Origin of the sequence: Actinoplanes italicus (genome assembly GCF_003001815.1) — a bacterium.
GTDB classification, from domain to species: Bacteria; Actinomycetota; Actinomycetes; order Mycobacteriales; family Micromonosporaceae; genus Actinoplanes; species Actinoplanes italicus.
In genome coordinates, this window is record NZ_PVMZ01000036.1 from 1 (window position 1) to 17655 (window position 17655).

Genomic DNA, 17655 nt, shown 5'->3' on the forward strand with positions numbered 1-17655 from the left:
TGTCCGCGGTCGCGTACACCGAGGCCGACAAGATGCTCCTGCTCGGCCCGGCGCTCGCGATCACCGACCAGAACGTCGACCAGTTCAACTACTGATGACCGACACGAACGAGACGCCCCGGCTGCGCCTGACCGCTATCAGCAAGCGGTTCGGCGCGGTCCGGGCCATTCAGCACGCGGACTTCACCGTGACCGCGGGCAGGGTCCACGCCCTGGTCGGTGAGAACGGCGCGGGCAAGTCCACGATGATCAAAATCGTGGCGGGGGCCGAGACCGCCGACACCGGCGAGATCGAGTTCGAGGGTGAGCAGGTCAAACTCGGCTCGACGACCGCCGCGATCGCGCTCGGGATCGCCACCGTCTATCAGGAGCCGCAGCTCTTCCCGGAGCTGACCGTGGCCGAGAACATCTTCCTCGGGCGCGAGCTCAAGAAGACCGGACGGGTCGACTGGACGGCTCAGAACGCCAAGGTGGTCGAGCTGCTGACCCTGCTCGGCCTGCCGGAGCGGTACGCGACCGCCGAGGTCGGCACCCTGTCGGTGGCCGAGCAGCAGCAGGTGTCGATCGCGAAGGCGCTGGCCTCGGACGCGAAGGTGCTGATCCTCGACGAGCCGTCGGCGATCCTGACCGACGCCGAGATCGAGGTGCTCTTCGACGTGGTCCGGCGGCTGACGGCGGCCGGGGTCGCGGTCATCTACATCTCGCACCGGCTCGACGAGCTGTTCCGGATCGCCGACGAGGTGACCGTGATGCGCGACGGCCGCACGATCGGCACGTACCCCATCAAGGATTTGAGCGTGCGGCAGATCGCCCACCTGATGGTCGGCGAGGAGCTCTCCGACGCCCGGCCCCATCGGGAGGTCCCGGAGGGACCGGCGGTGCTGGAGCTGCGCGGCCTGAGTCGTGCCGGGAAGTTCCGCGACGTCGACGTGAGCGTGAAGGCCGGCGAGATCGTGGTGCTGTACGGCCTGGTCGGCTCCGGTGTCTCCGAGATCGCGGCCTGTGTGTACGGCATCGACCGCAGCACGGACGGACAACTGCTCGTCAACGCGAGCCGGGTCGACATCAAGAGTCCCGAGCACGCCCAGCGGCTCGGCATCGCGCTCCTGCCTGCCAACCGCAAGGTCGAGGGAATGTTCGGCTTCCAGTCGATCGCGTTCAACATCTCGGCCGGTCATCTCGGGCTGCTGTCGAAGTTCGGGGTCTGGGTGGACCGGGCGCGGGAGAAGGCCGTGGCGCTGAAGCTGATCGAACGGCTCGCGGTGAAGACGCCGCACGAGCGTCAGCCGATCAGCGCGATGTCCGGCGGCAACGCGCAGAAGGTGGTGCTGGCCCGGCAGCTCGTGGAGCGGCCGAAGGTACTGGTGCTGGCCGAACCGACGCAGGGTGTCGACGTCGGCGCCAAGGAGGAGATCCACCGGTTGATCACCGAGCTCGCCGAGGAGGGCACCGCGGTGCTGGTGGTCACCTCGGACCTGCCGGAGGCCCTGCGCATCGCCGACCGCATCCAGGTGGTGCGCGGCGGCACGACGACCGTGGAGTTCGGCCCCGACGCCAGCCAGGTGGACCTGCTGGCAGCGGCCGCGGGAGGCAGCGAACCCGCCGGCGGCACGACGAAAGCAGCGGCCGCGGGAGGCAGCGAACCCGCCGGCACGACGAAAGCAGCGGCCGCGGGAGGCAGCGAATGACCGCGGTGGCGGAAGCGAAGATCAAGAAGCGGGTCCTTCCCTCGCCGGTCACCGGACAGGAGTTCGTGCTGGTCGGCGTGCTGGTGCTGCTCTGGGCCGCGCTCGCGGTCAGCACGCCCGCATTCCTGACGGCCGGCTCGATCCAGCCGCTGCTGGTGGCCACGGCCCCGGTCGCGCTGGTCGGCGTCGCGATGACGATCGTGATCATCACGGGCGGCATCGACGTCTCGGTCGGCGGCGCGATCATGGTGTGTTCGGTGCTGACCGCGAAGGCGCTGGTCGGCTCCGAGGTGAGCCTCGGCGTCGCGGTGCTGCTGTCGGTCGCGGCCGGTGGTCTGCTCGGCCTGGTCAACGGCGTGCTCATCGCGTACGGCCGGGTGCACGCGATCATCATCACCTTCGGTACGGCGAACCTGTTCATGTTCCTCGGCCTGCAGATCTTCGGCTCCGGGACGGTCAATGGCATCCCGGGCACGCTGGCGTTCTTCGGCCGCGGCCCGGACGGCCGCACGCTGGGCGTACCGCACGCGTTCCTGATCACCCTGCTGATCACGGCAGCGGCCTGGTGGTACCTGCGGCACACCGCGGGCGGCCGGCACTTCTTCGCGATCGGCGGCGATCCGCAGGCGGCCCGGCTGGCCGGTGTCCGGGTGCAGCGCCGGGTGCTGCTGGCCTACGTGCTGACCGGTCTGCTGGTCGGCCTGGCGTCCTGCTTCGTGATCGCGCAGGGCACGTCGACGCTGGATCAGTCGGTCGGTTCCGGCAAGGAGCTGGCGGTGATCGCGGCGGTCGTCATCGGCGGCACGAGCATCATGGGCGGCCGCGGTTCGGTGCTCGGCACCCTGCTCGGCGCGCTGCTGGTGCAGTCCGTCGCGTCCGGGGTGACCCAGCTCGGCTGGCGATCGCAGCTGTCCGACCTGTTCGTCGGCATCTTCATCATCGTGGCGGTCGGCGCCGACCTGCTGCGTGCCCGCGCCAGGAGGAACCGATGACCGCGGCCACCGTGAACGCCCCGGCCGAGAGCACGGCCGCGAAACTTCTCAGGGTCCTGCTCACGCAACGGATCGCCCTGCTCGCGGTACTGATCGTCATCGTCGTCGTCACGTTCTTCATCAACGACGCCGGTGGTTACCTGACCGCGCCGTACGACTTCGACTACATGTCGGCGAGCCTGATCAACGCGATCCCGCTGGCGATGCTCGGGCTCGCGGAGCTGCTGGTGATCCTGTCCGGACGCGGTGGCATCGACCTGAGCGTCGGCGCGATCGTGAGCCTGGCCGGAATGGGATTCGGTTTCGCGTACGGCGAATGGGGCTGGCCGCTGTGGCTGGCGATCCTGGCCACCGCCGGGTTCGGCGCTCTGCTCGGCGCCGTCAACGGGTTCCTCGTCTCGTACATCGGCTTCCCGGCTCTGATCGCGACCCTGGCGACGTTCTACGCGTACAAATCGCTGGCGATCGTGATCAACAACCAGGAGCCGATCAGCACCGAGCCGATCCAGGAGCTGTTCTCCCTGAGCAAGTCGGTGGAGCTGCCGCTGTTCGGCCAGTACGTGCCCGACGTGCCGCTCGGGATCTTCACCTTCCTGCTGCCCACCGCGGTGGCGGTCTGGCTGCTGCTGGCCCGCACCTCCTACGGGCGGCGCCTCTACGCGATCGGCACCAATGACGTCGCCGGTCGCTGGGCCGGGCTGCCGGTCCGGGACACGCGCTTCAAGGCGTACGTCTACGCGGGTCTCATCTCCGGCCTGGTGGCCGTGGTGACCGTGGGACAGTTCGCCTCGGCCCGCCCGGACGCCGGTGTCTCCGGCAACGGCATGGCCCTGCCCGCGATCACCATCGCCGTCCTCGGCGGGGTGGCGATCACCGGCGGCATCGGCCGGGTGTCCGGGGTCGTGCTCGCCACGCTGCTCATCGTCTGGCTCAACGCCGGCATCCTGCTCGCCTTCGTCGGTAACGAGGGCTCGCAGTACCAGCTCCTCGCCCTCGGCGCGGTGCTGGTGTTCGCCGCTCTGTTGAACGGGCTCACCAACCGCAAGTACGGAGGATCTCAATGATTGACCTGGATGGCCTCGACGGCTTCACGATCGAGGTCCCGAGCTGGGCGTACGGGAACTCGGGCACCCGGTTCAAGGTCTTCACCCGTCCCGGTGGGCCACGCAACCCGTACGAGAAGCTGGCGGACGCGGCACAGGTGAATCGTCTCACCGGGCTCGCCAACCGGGTTTCGCTGCACATCCCGTGGGACCTGGTCGACGACTGGAGCGACCTGAAGGCACACGCCGACAAGCTGGGCGTGAAGATCGGCGCGATCAACTCGAACGTCTTCCAGGACGACGACTACCGGCTGGGCTCCCTGTGCAACCCGGATCCGGCGATCCGCCGCAAGGCGATCGACCACCACAAGCAGTGCCTGGACGTGATGCGCCAGACCGGCTCGACGGATCTGAAGATCTGGCTGCCGGACGGCCTGAACTACGCCGGCCAGGACTCACTGCGCGGCCGTCAGGACCGGCTGGCCGAGGCGCTGCGGGAGATCTACGACGCCTCCGACGACGACCACCGGATTCTGCTGGAGTACAAGTTCTTCGAGCCGTACTTCTACTCCACCGACATCCCGGACTGGGGCACCTCGCTGCTGCACTGCCTGGCGCTGGGTGAGCGGGCGACCGTCGTGCTGGACACCGGCCACCACGCGCCGGGCACCAACATCGAGTTCATCGTGATGCAGCTGATCCGGCAGGGCCGGCTGGGCGCGTTCGACTTCAACTCGCGCTACTACGCCGACGACGACCTGATCGTGGGCTCGGCCGACCCGTTCCAGCTGTTCCGGATCATGTCGGAGATCGTGGCGGCGGACGCGCACCGGCCCGAGTCGGGTGTCAACTTCATGCTCGACCAGTGCCACAACATCGAGGAGAAGATCCCGGGCCAGATCGTCTCGGTGCTCAACGTCGAGCAGGCGCTGGCCAAGGCGCTGCAGGTGGACAAGGCGGCGCTGGCCGCCGCGCAGCGCGAGGGTGACGTGCTGGGCGCGCACCGGGTGCTGATGGACGCCTACGAGACCGACGTGCGGGGCGCTCTCGCGGACCGGCGGGAGGCACGGGGGCTGCCGCGCGATCCGGTCAAGGCTTTCCAGGACTCGGGGTACGCCCAGACGGCCGCCACCGAACGCGTCGGCGGGACACAGGCGAGCTGGGGGGCCTGACGCCGTTTCGGCGGAATCCGCTCATGGCGTGCCCCGGCGGGCGCACCATGAGCGGATGGGGACCGCCACCGCATCGGAGGACCTGGCCAGGGTGGCCGGCGTCCGGGCCCGTCTCGCCGATCTCGTCGAGGCCAGGCCGTCGCCGGCCGAACTGGCCCTGATTCTCCGGTTGCTGCGTTCGTTCGCCGCGAAGGCCCCTCTCGCGGCGGACGACCTGGTGCGCCTGCTGCACGAGGGCGACGCCGTCCGGGTGCGCGACCACGCGCACAGCCTGAAGGGTTCGGCCGCGAACATCGGCGCCGGAACCCTGGCCGCCCTGTGCGGGCAGGTCGAGGACCAGGCCCGGACCGGCAGCGTCACCGCTCCCGGTCCGACCGGTGACCGGCTGCGCGCCGAGATCGACGGCGCGCTGCGGGCCGTGCACCTGCTCACCGGCGAGTACGAGCGAATCGCCGGATGACCGGTGGCTCAGGCCGCGGTCAGCACCGGTTCGACCAGACCCACCATGCGCGAGAAGTTGTTCAGCCGGTCGAGCATCACGTCGGTCACGACCGTGCCGCTGCCGATCAGGACCACGCCGTTCTGCGCCCTGACATCCTCGGCCAGACGCATCCCGACCTGCAGGTCGGCCAGGGCATACGCCTGTGTGGCGGTCGAGGCGGTCTCGAGGCCCTTGAGCTTGCGCAGGGCGGCGAGCACGTGCGGCGCGCAGGTCCCGGCCCGGGTGATGGCGGTGATCGCGGTCGACGGCTGGTGGGTACGGGACTCGGCGGTCACGTACTCGATCGCCGTCCGGACCACGCTGATCGCGCCCTCGGCCAGCGGCGACCAGCCGCCCGCCGGCGGTGCCTGACCGGCCAGGCCGCGGATGGTGGCCACCACGTCCTCGAGCATCGGGATGTCCTTGATCAACGGCAGCACCATGCTCGGCATCGCGTTGACCTGGGCCTGCTCCTCGGGCGACAGGTGGTCGCCCTCGCAGAGCCTGCGCATCACCTCGGCCGGCACGGTGACCGCACCGACCTGCGACGCCATCGCCGCGACCTCGATCTCCCACAGCCCGTCCAGCTCGAGCACGTGGACGAGCTCGGCGACCAGGGAGCGGATCCGGCCGGCGCGGGCGAACCCCTGCGGGCTGGACAGCTCCAGGAGCCCGAAGATGGCCTGGACACTGGTCTTGAGGGTGGTGTCGAGCTTGGTGCGCTCGGCCATCGAGTGTTCGTGCTTGGTGACGGCCTGCTTGACGGTCTGCATGATGTCGTCGCGTCGCGCGGGCTTCGGCAGGAAGCGGTAGACGCCACCGGAGTTGATCGCCGCGATGGCGGTGTTCATGTCACCGTGGGCGGTGTGCAGGATCCGCATCACCTCCGGGTATTCCGCCTGGATACGGCCCAGCAGCTCGACACCGTTCATGCCGGGCATCATCATGTCGGTGATGACCGCGGCGACCGGGCCGTTCGCGGCCAGCAGGCGCAGCGCCTCCTCACCGTCGCCGGCGACCAGAAGCCGGTGATCCCTTCCCAGCTGGAGGGAGAGTGTGGCGATGGTGCTCTCGTCGTCGTCGACGAGCAGCAGAATAGGCTTGCCTGCATTACGGGTGTCGGCATCGCCCGACCGGTACAGCTCGGTCCGCATGTGCTCTCCTTCGCCTGACCGGCCTTCGGGGTTACGTGGCTCCCTATCGCCGCGCCGGGTCGGTGGCTGAGGGTTGGGCGGACGGCGATTTCTCCGGCGGCCAAGTTCTCAGACCGGGGCTCCGACCAGCCGAAATGCTTCAGGCGCGGCGGAGAACCCGCCTCGTCTGAGGGAAACGGATGCAATTGTGAGCGCAGTAGGGGAAGACGCCCGCCTCGCGGCGGTGCACAGCTATCACCTGCTCGACGCCCCGCGCCCGGTGGTGCTCGACGAGCTGACCCGGCTGGCCGGGGCGGTCTTCGGCACGCCGATGTCCACGGTGACACTGATCGACGCCGACCGGGAGTGGTTCGCCGGCAAGACCGGCGTTCCCGGTCACGGCGGGCCGCGGGCCACGTCCTTCGCCGGGCCGGTGGTCGACTCCCGCGAGCCGCTGGTGATCGAGGACGCCCTCGCCGAGCCGCGGTACCGCGGCTGGGCCAGTGTGCTGGGCTCCCCCAACATCCGGTTCTTCGCCGGGGTGCCGCTGATCGACGAGGACGGCCACACCATCGGCGGCATGTGCGTCCTCGACGACAAGCCGGGCACGGCCGGCGACCGGCAGCTGGACCTGCTGCGGACCATGGCCGGGCAGGCCGCCGGTCACCTGGCTGCGCTGCGCAACCGGCAGCTGCTGGCCGAGGTGGGTGACGAACTGTCCCGGGCGATCAGCCGCGAGGAGGACTTCGTCGCGACCGTGTCGCACGAGTTGCGGACCCCGGTCACCACCATCCAGGGCTATCTGGAGCTGCTGGTCGACAACGAGGAGCTGGCGCCGTACCGCGGGATGATCGAACCGATCCAGCGCAACGGCGAACGCCTGGTACGGATGGTGGACCACCTGCTGGCCGGCACCCGCCCGTCGGGCGCGCCTCTGCCGTTGCTACGGGCCAGTACCGACCTGATCGCGGTGGCCGAGGCGGCGATGGCGTCCTGCCGCGCCCAGGCGGCGCAGCGCGAGGTGCCGATCGTGATCGAGGCGGGCCCCGGCCCTTTCTCGGTGCCGGGCGACCTCACCCGGCTCAGTCAGGCGGCGGAGCATCTCGTACGCAATGCCGTGATCTTCAGTGGCGCCGGGCAGACCGTGACCATCCGGGTGACCGCGAGCGCCCTCGAGGTCGCCGACACCGGAGCGGGCATCCCGGCCGATGAGCTGCCGCACGTCATCGAGCGGTTCTATCGCGGCCAGTACGCCCGTGACCAGGCCGTTCCCGGAGTCGGGCTGGGCCTGAGCATCGCGGACCGGATCATGCGGGCGCACGAGGGCATGCTCACCGTCCGGTCCGCCGGGCCGGGCCGCGGAACCGTCGCGAGGATGACCGTCCCGAAGTGATCATCCACCGCTCAGCACCGGGTCGCCCCTGCCGATGGGAGGGACGGGAGCCGGAGGCGAGCGGGGGCACTCGATGGCGATTCTGCGGCGGATGCGACTGGCCGGGCGCCTCGGCGGCGCCTTCCTGATCGTGCTGGTCCTGCTCGGCGTGGCCGTCGGCATCGGCGTCTGGGGGCTGAACAGCCAGTCGGCCACGGCCGCGCGGCTGGAGCGTTTGCAGCGGCTGCAACACCAGGTGGACGAGCAGAAGTTCTTCAACGGCGACATCTCCGGCTGGCAGATCGCCTACGTGTGGGACACCCGCCGGATGAAGCCGGCCGACGCCGTCGGTCCGGACAACGAGAACCGCAAGGGCCTGCAGAACGACATCGGCCTGCTGGAGAAGCTCCTCGCCGACACCGACACGGGGGCCATGACCGACGCCGAGCGGGCCGAGTTCGGCAAGCTGGGCGACATGTGGGACCGGTTCAAGGCGACCGACGAGCAGATGGTCGCCCTGTACGCGGCCGGCCGCCTCGACGACGGCGACAAGCTGCTGCTCGAGGGCAGCTACCCCGTCTACTTCGAGATCAGCGAGACGACCAGCAAGCTGGTGGCCTCGGTCGTCGCCCGCGCGAGCAAAGCGGCCCAGGACGCTCAGGACGAGGCCGCGTACCTGCGTACCGTCATGATCGTCGTCTTCGTCCTGGCGGTCGTCGCCGCCGCCGTCTGCACGGTTGCCGTGACCCGCAGCGTCACCGGCCCGGTCAGCCGATTGGTCGAGGTGCTGCGCGGCATGGCCCGGGGCGACCTGACCGTGCGCCCGGACGTCACCGGCACCGACGAGGTCGCCGTGATGTCCCGTGCCGTGGACGAGGCCGTCGCCGGGGTGAAGGCCACGGTCGCCGAGATCGTCGAGAACGGTGGCCGGCTCACCGACGCCTCGGACACCATGCGCCGGGTCAGCCGGGAGATCGACGGCGCCATCGCCGAGGCGGACCAGCAGGCCGGCCTGGCCGCGGCCGCCGCGAACGGGGTCTCCGGCAACGTGCACACCGTCGCGGCCGGAACCGAGGAGATGGGCTCGGCCATCACCGAGATCTCCCGCAACGCCGCCGACGCCGCCCAGGTGGCCACCGACGCGGTCGCCGCGGCCCGGGCCACCAGCGAGACGATCAACCGCCTGGGCGAGTCGTCCGCGCAGATCGGCGACGTGATCGAGACGATCACCGCGATCGCGTCGCAGACCAACCTGCTGGCGCTGAACGCGACGATCGAGGCGGCCCGCGCCGGCGAGTCCGGCAAGGGGTTCGCCGTGGTGGCCAGCGAGGTCAAGGACCTGGCCCAGGAGACCGCGCGGGCCACCGAGAAGATCTCCCAGCAGATCGCCGTGATCCAGAGCGACACCGGTCAGGCGGTCACCGCGATCGACGAGATCAGCCGGATCATCGAGCAGATCAGCGACTTCCAGACCACCATCGCGTCGGCGGTCGAGGAGCAGAGCGCCACCACGGCCGAGATGAACCGCGGGGTGAGCGAGGCCGCCAGCGGTGTCACGGACATCGCGAGCAGCATCGCCAGCGTCGCGCACGGCACCGCGTCGAGCAGGCAGGCGGTCGGCGAGGTGGCCCGGACCGCCGAGGACGTGCAGTCGCTGGCCGACGGGTTACGGGCAGCCGCGGGGCGATTCTCGATCTAGGTGGGGCAGCTCGACGCGTACGCGCTTGCCGCCCTGGTAGTTCTCCACGGTCCAGCCGGCCGACAGCGCCTCGATCAGGGCCATCCCCCGGCCGCCGACCCCGTCCGGGTCACGACGCCGGGGCACCACCGACGAGCCGTCGGCGACCGACACGATCACCCGGCCGCCGTGTGCCTCCAGCTGCAGGGAGACGCAGCCACCGCCGTGCCGGACGGCGTTGGTGACCAGTTCGCTGACGACGACGGCAGCCGCGTCGAGCCAGTCGGCATCGTGGAAGCCCCAGCCCTCCAGCACCGCGGCGACGGCCCGGCGGGCGGCAGCGGGGGCGCTACGGTCCAGTGGAACGTCCAGGTGGGCGGTGAGCTCACTCATGCAAAACCCCGAGATTCGCCTGCGTGCCGACGCACAGTACCCGGCCTCCGCCACCGACGAAACCTCTGCGGCTTTTAATATGATTTAGGGTTACAAGCATGGCTTCGGTGCTGGTGGTTGAGGACAACCCGGAACATCAGGCGGTGATCGCCGAGGTGGTCCGCAGGCTCGGTCACCGGCCCATGCTCGCCGACGACGGCCGCGAGGGCCTGGCCGCCGCGGTGGCCGAGCCTCCCGACCTCGTCGTCGCCGACGTGGACATGCCCCATCTCGACGGCATCCGGATGTGCCGGGCGCTGCGCGAGCACCCGGCCACCGCCACCGTGCCGGTCGTGCTGATCACCGCATACCTGCCGCCCGGCGACACCACCCTGGCCTCGGCCGAGGCCGACGCCGTGGTGCCCAAGCCGTTCAGCGTCAAGGAGCTCAGCGAGACGCTGCGGACCTGCCTGGAGTCGCCGCCGCCCCGGCACGACCCGGCCTTCACCGAGGCGCTGCTGCGCAGCCTGGACGCCGGCGTGGTGGCCTGCGACCTCGACGGCCGGCTCGTCGTGATCAACCAGGCGGTCCGTGACTTCTTCGGCGACGAGAGCCTCGGCGTGCCGGCCCGCGACTGGGCCGAGCGGTTCGGGCTGCGCCGCCACGACGGCAGCCCGCTCCCTCCCGACGAGGTGGCGCTCTACCGTGCCCTCGGCGGCGAGGAGATCCGGCACGACGGGGTGCTCGCCCACGACCGGCAGGGCCGGCGCCGCTGGTTCGCGATCAACGCCCGGCCGGTCCGCGACGCGGGCGGCAACATCCTCGGCGCGGTCGCCGCCGTGCACGACGTCACGGCCGAGCACCATCAGCACCAGTACGAGCGGTGCAAGACGGAGGTGCTCAAGGCGCTGGTGCACGCGCCGGACGCCGACCGGGCCGGCACCGAGGTGCTGCGCGCGATCTCGGCCGAGCTGGGGTGGCCGTACCTGCGGCTGTGGCTGGTGGACCCGGTCACCCAGCGGCTACGGCCGGCCGCCACCCACGTGGCCGAGGGCGCTCCGGTCGTACAGCTGCCTCCTGTTCTTGATCGTGGGGAAGGGCTGGCCGGGACCTGCTGGGACAACGGTGAGCCGATCTGGGTGCCGGACCTGCGGGCGCCGGACGTGCCGGTGATGATCGAGGCTGAGCACTACCGGGCCGCCGTGGCCGTGCCGGTGCGCAGCGCGGACGATGTGATCGGCGTGCTCAGCGTCCTGACCGTCGAGCACCAGGAACCCGACCCGGCCCTGACCGTGCTGCTCAGCGGCATCGCCGGGCACATCGGCGGCTACCTGGAGCGCCGCCGGGCCGAGGAGCTCGCCCACCAGCTGGCCGCCAGCATCGGCGAGTACATCGCGCTGGTCGGCCACGAGCTGCGCACCCCGCTCACCTCGATCGGCACGTACACCGACCTGATCGCCGAGGAGGCCGACGACACCACCGTCGGCGAGGTCCGGGAACTGCTCGGGGTGATCGAGCGCAACAACGCCCGGCTGCGGTCGCTGGTCGAACGGCTGCTCGACCTGTCCGCGCTGGAGGCCGGCCACGCCCAGCTCACGGTCGGCGACGTCGACCTGGCCGCGGTCGTCACCGAGGCGCTGCCGGGCACCGCGATCCGCACCGACCTACCGGACCGCCTGATCGTCCCGGGCGACCGCGCCCGGCTGCGGCAGGTCGCCGAGAACCTGATCGGCAACGCGGTCAAGTACAGCCCTGACGGCGCGACCGTGCACGTGACCCTGACCGCCGACGAGGACGCCGCGGTCCTGACCGTCAGCGACTCCGGCATCGGCATCCCGGCCGCCGAGCGCGACCGGCTCTTCGCCCGCCTCTACCGCGCCACCAACGCCCGGCACAGCGGCATCCCCGGCGCCGGGCTCGGCCTGGCACTCAGCCGCACCATCGTCGAGCTGCACCGCGGTGCCATCACGCTGAGCGGCAACGACGGCGGCGGCACGGTGGCCACGGTCCGGCTTCCCCGCCGGACCGGGACTTCCGGCCCTGCCCGGCCGGCCGGCCCGGACGAGACGCTGGGAGGGAACCACCAGTAGGGACAGGGGAGGCGGACATGGACGCGTGGCGCGGTTTCGCGGGCACGACCTGGCAGACCGGCATCGACGTGGCCGGGTTCATCCATGACAACGTGCGGCCGTACGACGGCGACGCCGCCTTCCTCGCCGGGCCGACCGAGCGCACCACGAGGATCTGGGCCACGCTGTCCGAGATGTTCGTGAAGGAGCGCGCCGACGGCATCTACGACGCCGACGCGTCGACGCCCTCGTCGATCACCGCGCACGCGCCCGGTTACATCGACCGGGACGCCGAACTGATCGTCGGCCTGCAGACCGACGCCCCGCTGCGCCGTGCCATCATGCCCGCCGGCGGGCTGCGGATGGTCGAGGGCGGCCTCGCGGCGTACGGGCGTGAACTCCCCGGCGACATCAGGAAGATCTTCACGGACTACCGCAAGACCCACAACGCGGGCGTCTTCGACGCGTACCCCGCCGACGTGCTCGCCGCCCGCCGATCGCACATCATCACCGGCCTGCCCGACGCGTACGGCCGCGGCCGGATCATCGGCGACTACCGCCGGGTCGCCCTCTACGGCGTCGACCGCCTGATCGAGGACCGGAAGCGGATCAAGAGGTCGCTGAACGACCGGCGGTCGGTCGCCGACGTGATCCGCGACCGGGAGGAGCTCTCCGAGCAGATCCGCGCGCTGGGCGAACTCAAGACGATGGCCGCCTCGTACGGCCACGACATCTCCGGCCCGGCGACCACCGCTCAGGAGGCCGTCCAGTGGCTGTACTTCGCCTACCTGGCCGCCACCAAGGAGCAGAACGGCGCGGCCATGTCGCTGGGCCGCACCTCGACGTTCCTGGACGTCTACCTCGCCCGTGACCTGGACGAGGGCCGGATCACCGAGGAGTTCGCCCAGGAGCTGATCGACGACTTCGTCATCAAGCTGCGGATCGTGCGGTTCCTGCGCACCCCGGAATACGACGAGCTGTTCTCCGGCGACCCGACCTGGGTGACCGAGTCCATCGGGGGCATGGGCGCCGACGGTCGGCCGCTGGTGACCCGGACCAGCTTCCGCTACCTGCAGACGCTCTACAACCTGGGGGCGGCGCCGGAGCCGAACATGACGGTGCTGTGGTCGCGGCGGCTCCCTCGCGGATTCAAGGAGTTCTGCGCGCGGGTCAGCATCGACACGAGCAGCATCCAGTACGAGAACGACGACCTGCTGCGGCCGTACCTCAGCGACGACGCGGCGATCGCCTGCTGCGTGTCCGGGATGCGGGTCGGCAAGGACATGCAGTTCTTCGGCGCCCGGGCCAACATGGCGAAGGCGCTGCTGTACGCGATCAACGGCGGCCGCGACGAGATCAGCGGCGCGCAGGTGGCACCTTTCAGGAAACCGCTGGGTGACGACGTCCTGGACTACGACGAGGTCTTCGAGGCCTACGACAGGACGCTCGACTGGCTCGCCGAGGTCTACGTCGACGCGCTCAACGTCATCCACTACATGCACGACAGGTACGCGTACGAGCGCCTCGAGATGGCCCTGCACGACTACCCGGCGCACCGGTTCCTGGCCACCGGCATCGCCGGCCTCTCGGTCGCCGTGGACAGCCTGTCGGCGATCAGATACGCCCAGGTCAAGCCGGTCCGCGACGAGACCGGGCTGGTCGTCGACTACACGGTGGACGGCGAGTACCCGACGTTCGGCAACAACGACGACCGGGTCGACACGATCGCGGTGGACCTGGTCGGCCGGTTCATGGAGAAGATCCGCCGGCAGCCGATGTACCGCGGCGCCGAGCCGAGCCTGTCGGTCCTGACGATCACGTCGAACGTCGTGTACGGCAAGCACACCGGCAACACACCCGACGGGCGCCGTCTCGGCGAGCCGTTCGCGCCCGGCGCCAACCCGATGAACGGCCGGGACAAGCACGGACTGGTGGCGGCCGCGCTGTCGGTGGCGAAGCTGCCGTACCGCAGCGCCCGCGACGGCATCTCGCTGACCATCACGTCGACCCCGGACGGTCTCGGGCGCACGAAGGAGGAGCAGGCCGGCAACCTGGTCGGTGTCCTCGACGGGTACACCGACGGGCAGGGCTTCCACATGAACGTCAACGTGCTCGACCGGGCCACCCTGGAGGACGCGATGGAACATCCTGAGAAGTATCCGCAGCTCACGATCCGGGTGTCGGGTTACGCGGTCAACTTCGTCCGGCTCACCAGGGCCCAGCAGCGCGACGTCATCTCACGCACGTTCCACGGCTCGTTGTGAGCGTCCACTCGTTCGACGTGTCGACGGGTGTCGACGGGCCGGGCACGCGATTCGTCGTCTTCCTGGCCGGGTGCCCGCTGCGCTGCCAGTACTGTCACAGCCCCGACACCTGGTACCGGCGCAGCGGGCGCCCCATGGACGCCGACGAGCTGATGTCCGAGATCGCGCGATACGAGCGTTTCATCAAGGTGGCGCGGGGCGGCGTCACGGTCTCCGGCGGCGAGGCACTTCAACAGCCCGATCTCGTACGGGAGATCTTCACCCGTTGCCACGAGAAGGGCATCCACACCGCTCTCGACACCAGCGGATACCTCGGCGCCAAGGCGTCCGGCGAACTGCTCGACGTCACCGATCTGGTGCTGCTGGACATCAAGGCCGGTGACGAGGAGACGTACCACGAGGTCACCCGGACCGGGACGCTCGCGCCGACGATCGAGTTCGCGCACCGCCTCGCGGAGCGTGGCATCCCGATCTGGGTCCGTTTCGTCCTCGTCCCGGGTCTCACGGACAGTGTCGAGAACGTGGAGGCGGTCGCCGCGATCGCCGCGTCGATCTCCACCGTGGAACGGGTCGAGGTGCTGCCGTTCCACCGGCTGGGCGCGGCCAAGTACGCCGCCCTCAACCAGCCGTTCCCACTGGCCGGCACGCCGGCACCGTCCGCGGAGCTGCTCGATCGCGTCCGTGCCCAGTTCCGCGCCCACGGCCTGACCGTCTACTGACGGTGGCCGGCCGCTGCGGATTCCGGCCGTACGCAGGTGGACGTGCCGTGGTCCTCCAGCGGCCCGAGCCGCACCTCGGCGTCGAACGCCGCCTCCAGGCCGGGCACCGCCGGGGCGGTCATGCCCTCCACACCGGCAGGTCGAGGTGTGACGGGCGGACCGGGTCGTGGGAGATCTCCTGCGTGGCCGGGAACACCGCCGCCGCGGTGGCGGCCGGCTCGCCGGAGCCCGGGTTGCGGGCATACCGCGGATGGGCCCCGGAGCTGACCTGCACACTGATCCGGTGGCCGGCCGCGAAGGTGTGGAACGCCGGCCACAGCTCCACCTCGGCCTCCTGGAAGTCGTCACCGGTCGGGCCGATGCGGCGGATCGCGTCGCACACGGTCATCGACCGGCCGTCCGGGTGTACGTCGCAGACCCGGACGAAGACGTCGGCGCTCGGCTGCGACGACCGGAACAGGATCCGGGCCACCGGGGTTCCGGCGATCGTCACGGCCTCCGGCAGCGGGTCACCGCGGAACACGGCCACGTCGGGCCGGGCCTCGTGGGCGGCGTTGTCGACGGGGCCGGAGTCCGGCAGCAGGCTGGGACCGCCGAGGGCCGGGGTGGGGTCGTCGGGGTCGTAGACGTAGGCCGTCACTCCGCCGTCGTCCGGCGGAGCCGGGTGGAGGCGGCCGGAGGCGTGCAGGTGCCAGGTCTCGGTGGTGGCGCCGGGCGGCGGCCAGGACGGCAGGTCGTGCCAGATGCCGGCTCCGGTCCGGAAGGCCCGGACCGGAGCGGGGCGCGCGTCGGGCGTACCCGCGAAATGGCCTTTGAGAAAGGCCGTCGTCTCGGAGACCGCCGGAGCACCCATGCCGCGGGAGAGGTGGCCCCATGGTCCGATGGTGAGCCGCGGCGGGCGACCGGCGGCGGCGAGTGCGGAGTAGTCGCGCACCTGCCAGGGCAGGAAGATGTCGTACCAGCCGGTGATCATGTAGACCGGGGCGGTCACGTCCGGCACCGAGGCGGTGTGCGACTGCCGGGTCCAGTACCCGTCGGTGAGGTGCTCGTGCCGGACCCAGTCCCGGTACCAGGGGATCTCCCGGCCCGCCGCGGCCACGTCGCCGCCGGTCAGCGGGAGCACGCCGAACGCTTTGCGCAGACGCGGGTCGGGCCGGATCTGGCCGAGGATCATGGCGAGGAGCTCGCGGTTGATCATCCGGCTCATCATCTGGCTCCAACCGAGCGCGTTGCGTAGCGCGAACGCCCCGTTGTCCCAGGTGATGGCTCCGAAGTCGGGCATCGTGGTGATGAGGCAGAGGGCGTCCGGAGCGGTTCCCGGCTCCTCGCGCTGGAGCCTGCCGGCGACCGCCCACTGGGTGAAGCCCATGTAGCTGGCACCGAATGTGACCACCGGGCCGGCGCACCAGGGCTGGGCGCGCACCCAGCGATGGGTGGCGATGCCGTCGCGCTGCTCGTCGATCTGCGGGGTGAACGTGCCGCCCGAGCCCCAGGTGCCCCGGCAGCTCTGGAACAGCACCGGGAAACCCTCCCGGGCCAGGGCCCGGGCCTGCCCGGCGACCGGGCCGCTGCGGCCGTACGGTCCGCGGATCAGCACGACCGGCAGGTTCTCCTCCGAGCCGATCGGCAGGATCAGATCGGCGAGCAGTTCCACGCCGTCGTCCATCGGAACCCGCAGGTTCTTCCGGATCCGGACGTCGTAGGGGCCGGGTACGAGGCCGGAGAGGGTCCGCGATTGCACCCATCGGGAGAATCGCTGTCGCAGCGTGCTCATCAGATGTCCTTCGGAGACGGCCGGCTCAGGGCGTCGCGCAGGCGTTCCAGGGCCGGGAGGGCGGCGGTGAGGGCCTCGCGGTCCTCCGGGGTGAGGGTTGCGGCGGCCGCGGAGACGAGATCCCCGCCTGCCCGGTCGAAGCGGTCGAACAGGTCCAGGGCCTTCGCGGTGACGACGACCTCGACGTGGCGGCGGTTGCCGGGGCGGGGACGGCGTTCGACCAGCCCGTTCGCCTCCATGGCGGTGAGCAGGTTGCTGACCGTCGGACGGCTCAGCCCGAGCCGTCCGGCCAGCTCACCGGGCGAACTCGCGGTGTCGCGGGGCAGCGCCCGGATGATCTCGATCTGTGCGTCCGGGATCTCCGGCAGGTGCTCGGCGTCGCGGGCCGCCGAGAGCAGGGTGCGCCGCAGCGGGGAGATGACCGCCGCGAGCCGGGCGGCGTCGAGGGCGGTCATGCGGGGCTCAGCGAGGGCCGGTTGTCGAGGGCGTCGGGGTGGGACCCGGCCGCTCCCTTGTAGCCGGTGTCCGGGCCGAGCCGCTCGCGGACCGCGGCGAGCAGCTCCATCCGCAGCGGTCCCCGGTGCACCGAGAGCTGCGGCCAGCGGTGACCGGCGTCCAGACCGCGCGGCTCGCTCCAGATCGGCTGACCGTGCCGGTTGTGGTAGGCGAGCGTGCCTGGCGCCGTTCCGAGGCGGGCGATCCGTTCGCCGAGGCCGAGTTCGGTCAGTTCACGGACGGCGTGCGGCAGCAGGTTGAGGCCGACGCCGAGCGGGCGCAGCGTGTCGGCCCGATCGTGGACGGCGAGCTCGGGGAAGCCGGCGGCGTGAAGGCTCAGCGCGGTGGCGAGGCCGCCCATGACGGCGCCCGCGATGACGATCACCATGGCCGGACAGTTTTGT

General features: G+C 70.8%; 16 protein-coding genes. 10 read left to right on the forward strand and 6 right to left on the reverse strand.

What is annotated here, in order from left to right; all coding sequences use genetic code 11:
- The first annotated feature begins 94 nt into the window (after positions 1-94).
- The 5 genes from CLV67_RS47310 to CLV67_RS47330 are packed head-to-tail and all read left to right on the forward strand — an operon-like array spanning position 95 to position 5354.
- Entirely contained in the window at positions 95-1687 is a 1593-nt protein-coding gene (locus CLV67_RS47310; RefSeq protein ID WP_106330545.1) for a sugar ABC transporter ATP-binding protein, read from the forward strand.
- Positions 1684-2679 (forward strand): ABC transporter permease, encoded by a 996-nt coding sequence (locus CLV67_RS47315; RefSeq protein ID WP_106330546.1) that lies wholly within the window; start codon positions 1684-1686, stop codon positions 2677-2679. Before CLV67_RS47310 ends, CLV67_RS47315 begins: the two co-directional genes overlap by 4 nt.
- Entirely contained in the window at positions 2676-3743 is a 1068-nt protein-coding gene (locus CLV67_RS47320) for an ABC transporter permease (RefSeq protein ID WP_106330547.1), read from the forward strand. The genes CLV67_RS47315 and CLV67_RS47320 overlap by 4 nt, the downstream gene beginning before the upstream one ends.
- Positions 3740-4894: an L-rhamnose isomerase gene (gene rhaI, locus CLV67_RS47325; protein ID WP_106330548.1), complete on the forward strand. Its 1155-nt coding sequence runs from the start codon at positions 3740-3742 to the stop codon at positions 4892-4894. The genes CLV67_RS47320 and rhaI overlap by 4 nt, the downstream gene beginning before the upstream one ends.
- A gap of 55 nt (positions 4895-4949) precedes the next feature.
- Positions 4950-5354, forward strand: coding sequence for an Hpt domain-containing protein (locus tag CLV67_RS47330; RefSeq protein WP_106330549.1), 405 nt, complete (start codon positions 4950-4952; stop codon positions 5352-5354).
- An 8-nt stretch (positions 5355-5362) separates the two neighbouring features.
- On the opposite strand, the gene CLV67_RS47335 is transcribed toward CLV67_RS47330, so the two are convergent.
- Positions 5363-6529, reverse strand: a complete 1167-nt coding sequence (locus CLV67_RS47335) for a response regulator (RefSeq protein WP_106330550.1) — start codon at positions 6527-6529, stop codon at positions 5363-5365.
- Between the two features lie 187 nt (positions 6530-6716).
- Here CLV67_RS47335 and CLV67_RS47340 point away from each other — a divergent pair, with 187 nt between their 5' ends.
- Positions 6717-7901, forward strand: a complete 1185-nt coding sequence (locus CLV67_RS47340) for a GAF domain-containing sensor histidine kinase (RefSeq protein WP_106330551.1) — start codon at positions 6717-6719, stop codon at positions 7899-7901.
- A gap of 73 nt (positions 7902-7974) precedes the next feature.
- Positions 7975-9579 carry a methyl-accepting chemotaxis protein gene (locus CLV67_RS47345; protein WP_106330552.1) on the forward strand — a complete coding sequence of 535 codons (1605 nt, stop codon included), beginning with the start codon at positions 7975-7977 and terminating at the stop codon, positions 9577-9579.
- Here the strand turns inward: CLV67_RS47345 and CLV67_RS47350 are convergent.
- Entirely contained in the window at positions 9547-9951 is a 405-nt protein-coding gene (locus CLV67_RS47350; protein WP_106330553.1) for an ATP-binding protein, read from the reverse strand. The genes CLV67_RS47345 and CLV67_RS47350 overlap by 33 nt on opposite strands.
- 98 nt (positions 9952-10049) lie before the next feature.
- Between CLV67_RS47350 and CLV67_RS47355 the strand changes: the two genes are divergently transcribed.
- From CLV67_RS47355 to pflA, 3 genes are read left to right on the forward strand one after another with little or no spacing between them, the layout of a single operon-like run.
- Complete coding sequence (locus CLV67_RS47355) at positions 10050-12020, forward strand: ATP-binding protein (protein WP_106330554.1); 1971 nt, start codon at positions 10050-10052, stop codon at positions 12018-12020.
- A gap of 17 nt (positions 12021-12037) precedes the next feature.
- Positions 12038-14263 (forward strand): formate C-acetyltransferase, encoded by a 2226-nt coding sequence (gene pflB / locus CLV67_RS47360; protein ID WP_106330555.1) that lies wholly within the window; start codon positions 12038-12040, stop codon positions 14261-14263.
- Positions 14260-14982 carry a pyruvate formate-lyase-activating protein gene (gene pflA, locus CLV67_RS47365; protein ID WP_106330556.1) on the forward strand — a complete coding sequence of 241 codons (723 nt, stop codon included), beginning with the start codon at positions 14260-14262 and terminating at the stop codon, positions 14980-14982. Before pflB ends, pflA begins: the two co-directional genes overlap by 4 nt.
- On the opposite strand, the gene CLV67_RS54505 is transcribed toward pflA, so the two are convergent.
- From CLV67_RS54505 to CLV67_RS47380, 4 genes are read right to left on the reverse strand one after another with little or no spacing between them, the layout of a single operon-like run.
- The gene (locus CLV67_RS54505) at positions 14976-15104 is read right to left on the reverse strand and encodes a hypothetical protein (protein WP_275414984.1); all 129 of its coding nucleotides are present in this window, start codon (positions 15102-15104) and stop codon (positions 14976-14978) included. The genes pflA and CLV67_RS54505 overlap by 7 nt on opposite strands.
- Complete coding sequence (locus CLV67_RS47370; protein WP_106330557.1) at positions 15101-16756, reverse strand: CocE/NonD family hydrolase; 1656 nt, start codon at positions 16754-16756, stop codon at positions 15101-15103. Before CLV67_RS47370 ends, CLV67_RS54505 begins: the two co-directional genes overlap by 4 nt.
- Positions 16756-17211 carry a MarR family winged helix-turn-helix transcriptional regulator gene (locus tag CLV67_RS47375; RefSeq protein ID WP_106330558.1) on the reverse strand — a complete coding sequence of 152 codons (456 nt, stop codon included), beginning with the start codon at positions 17209-17211 and terminating at the stop codon, positions 16756-16758. The genes CLV67_RS47370 and CLV67_RS47375 overlap by 1 nt, the downstream gene beginning before the upstream one ends.
- Complete coding sequence (locus tag CLV67_RS47380) at positions 17208-17639, reverse strand: Rossmann-fold NAD(P)-binding domain-containing protein (protein WP_106330559.1); 432 nt, start codon at positions 17637-17639, stop codon at positions 17208-17210. The genes CLV67_RS47375 and CLV67_RS47380 overlap by 4 nt, the downstream gene beginning before the upstream one ends.
- Positions 17640-17655 lie beyond the last annotated feature (16 nt).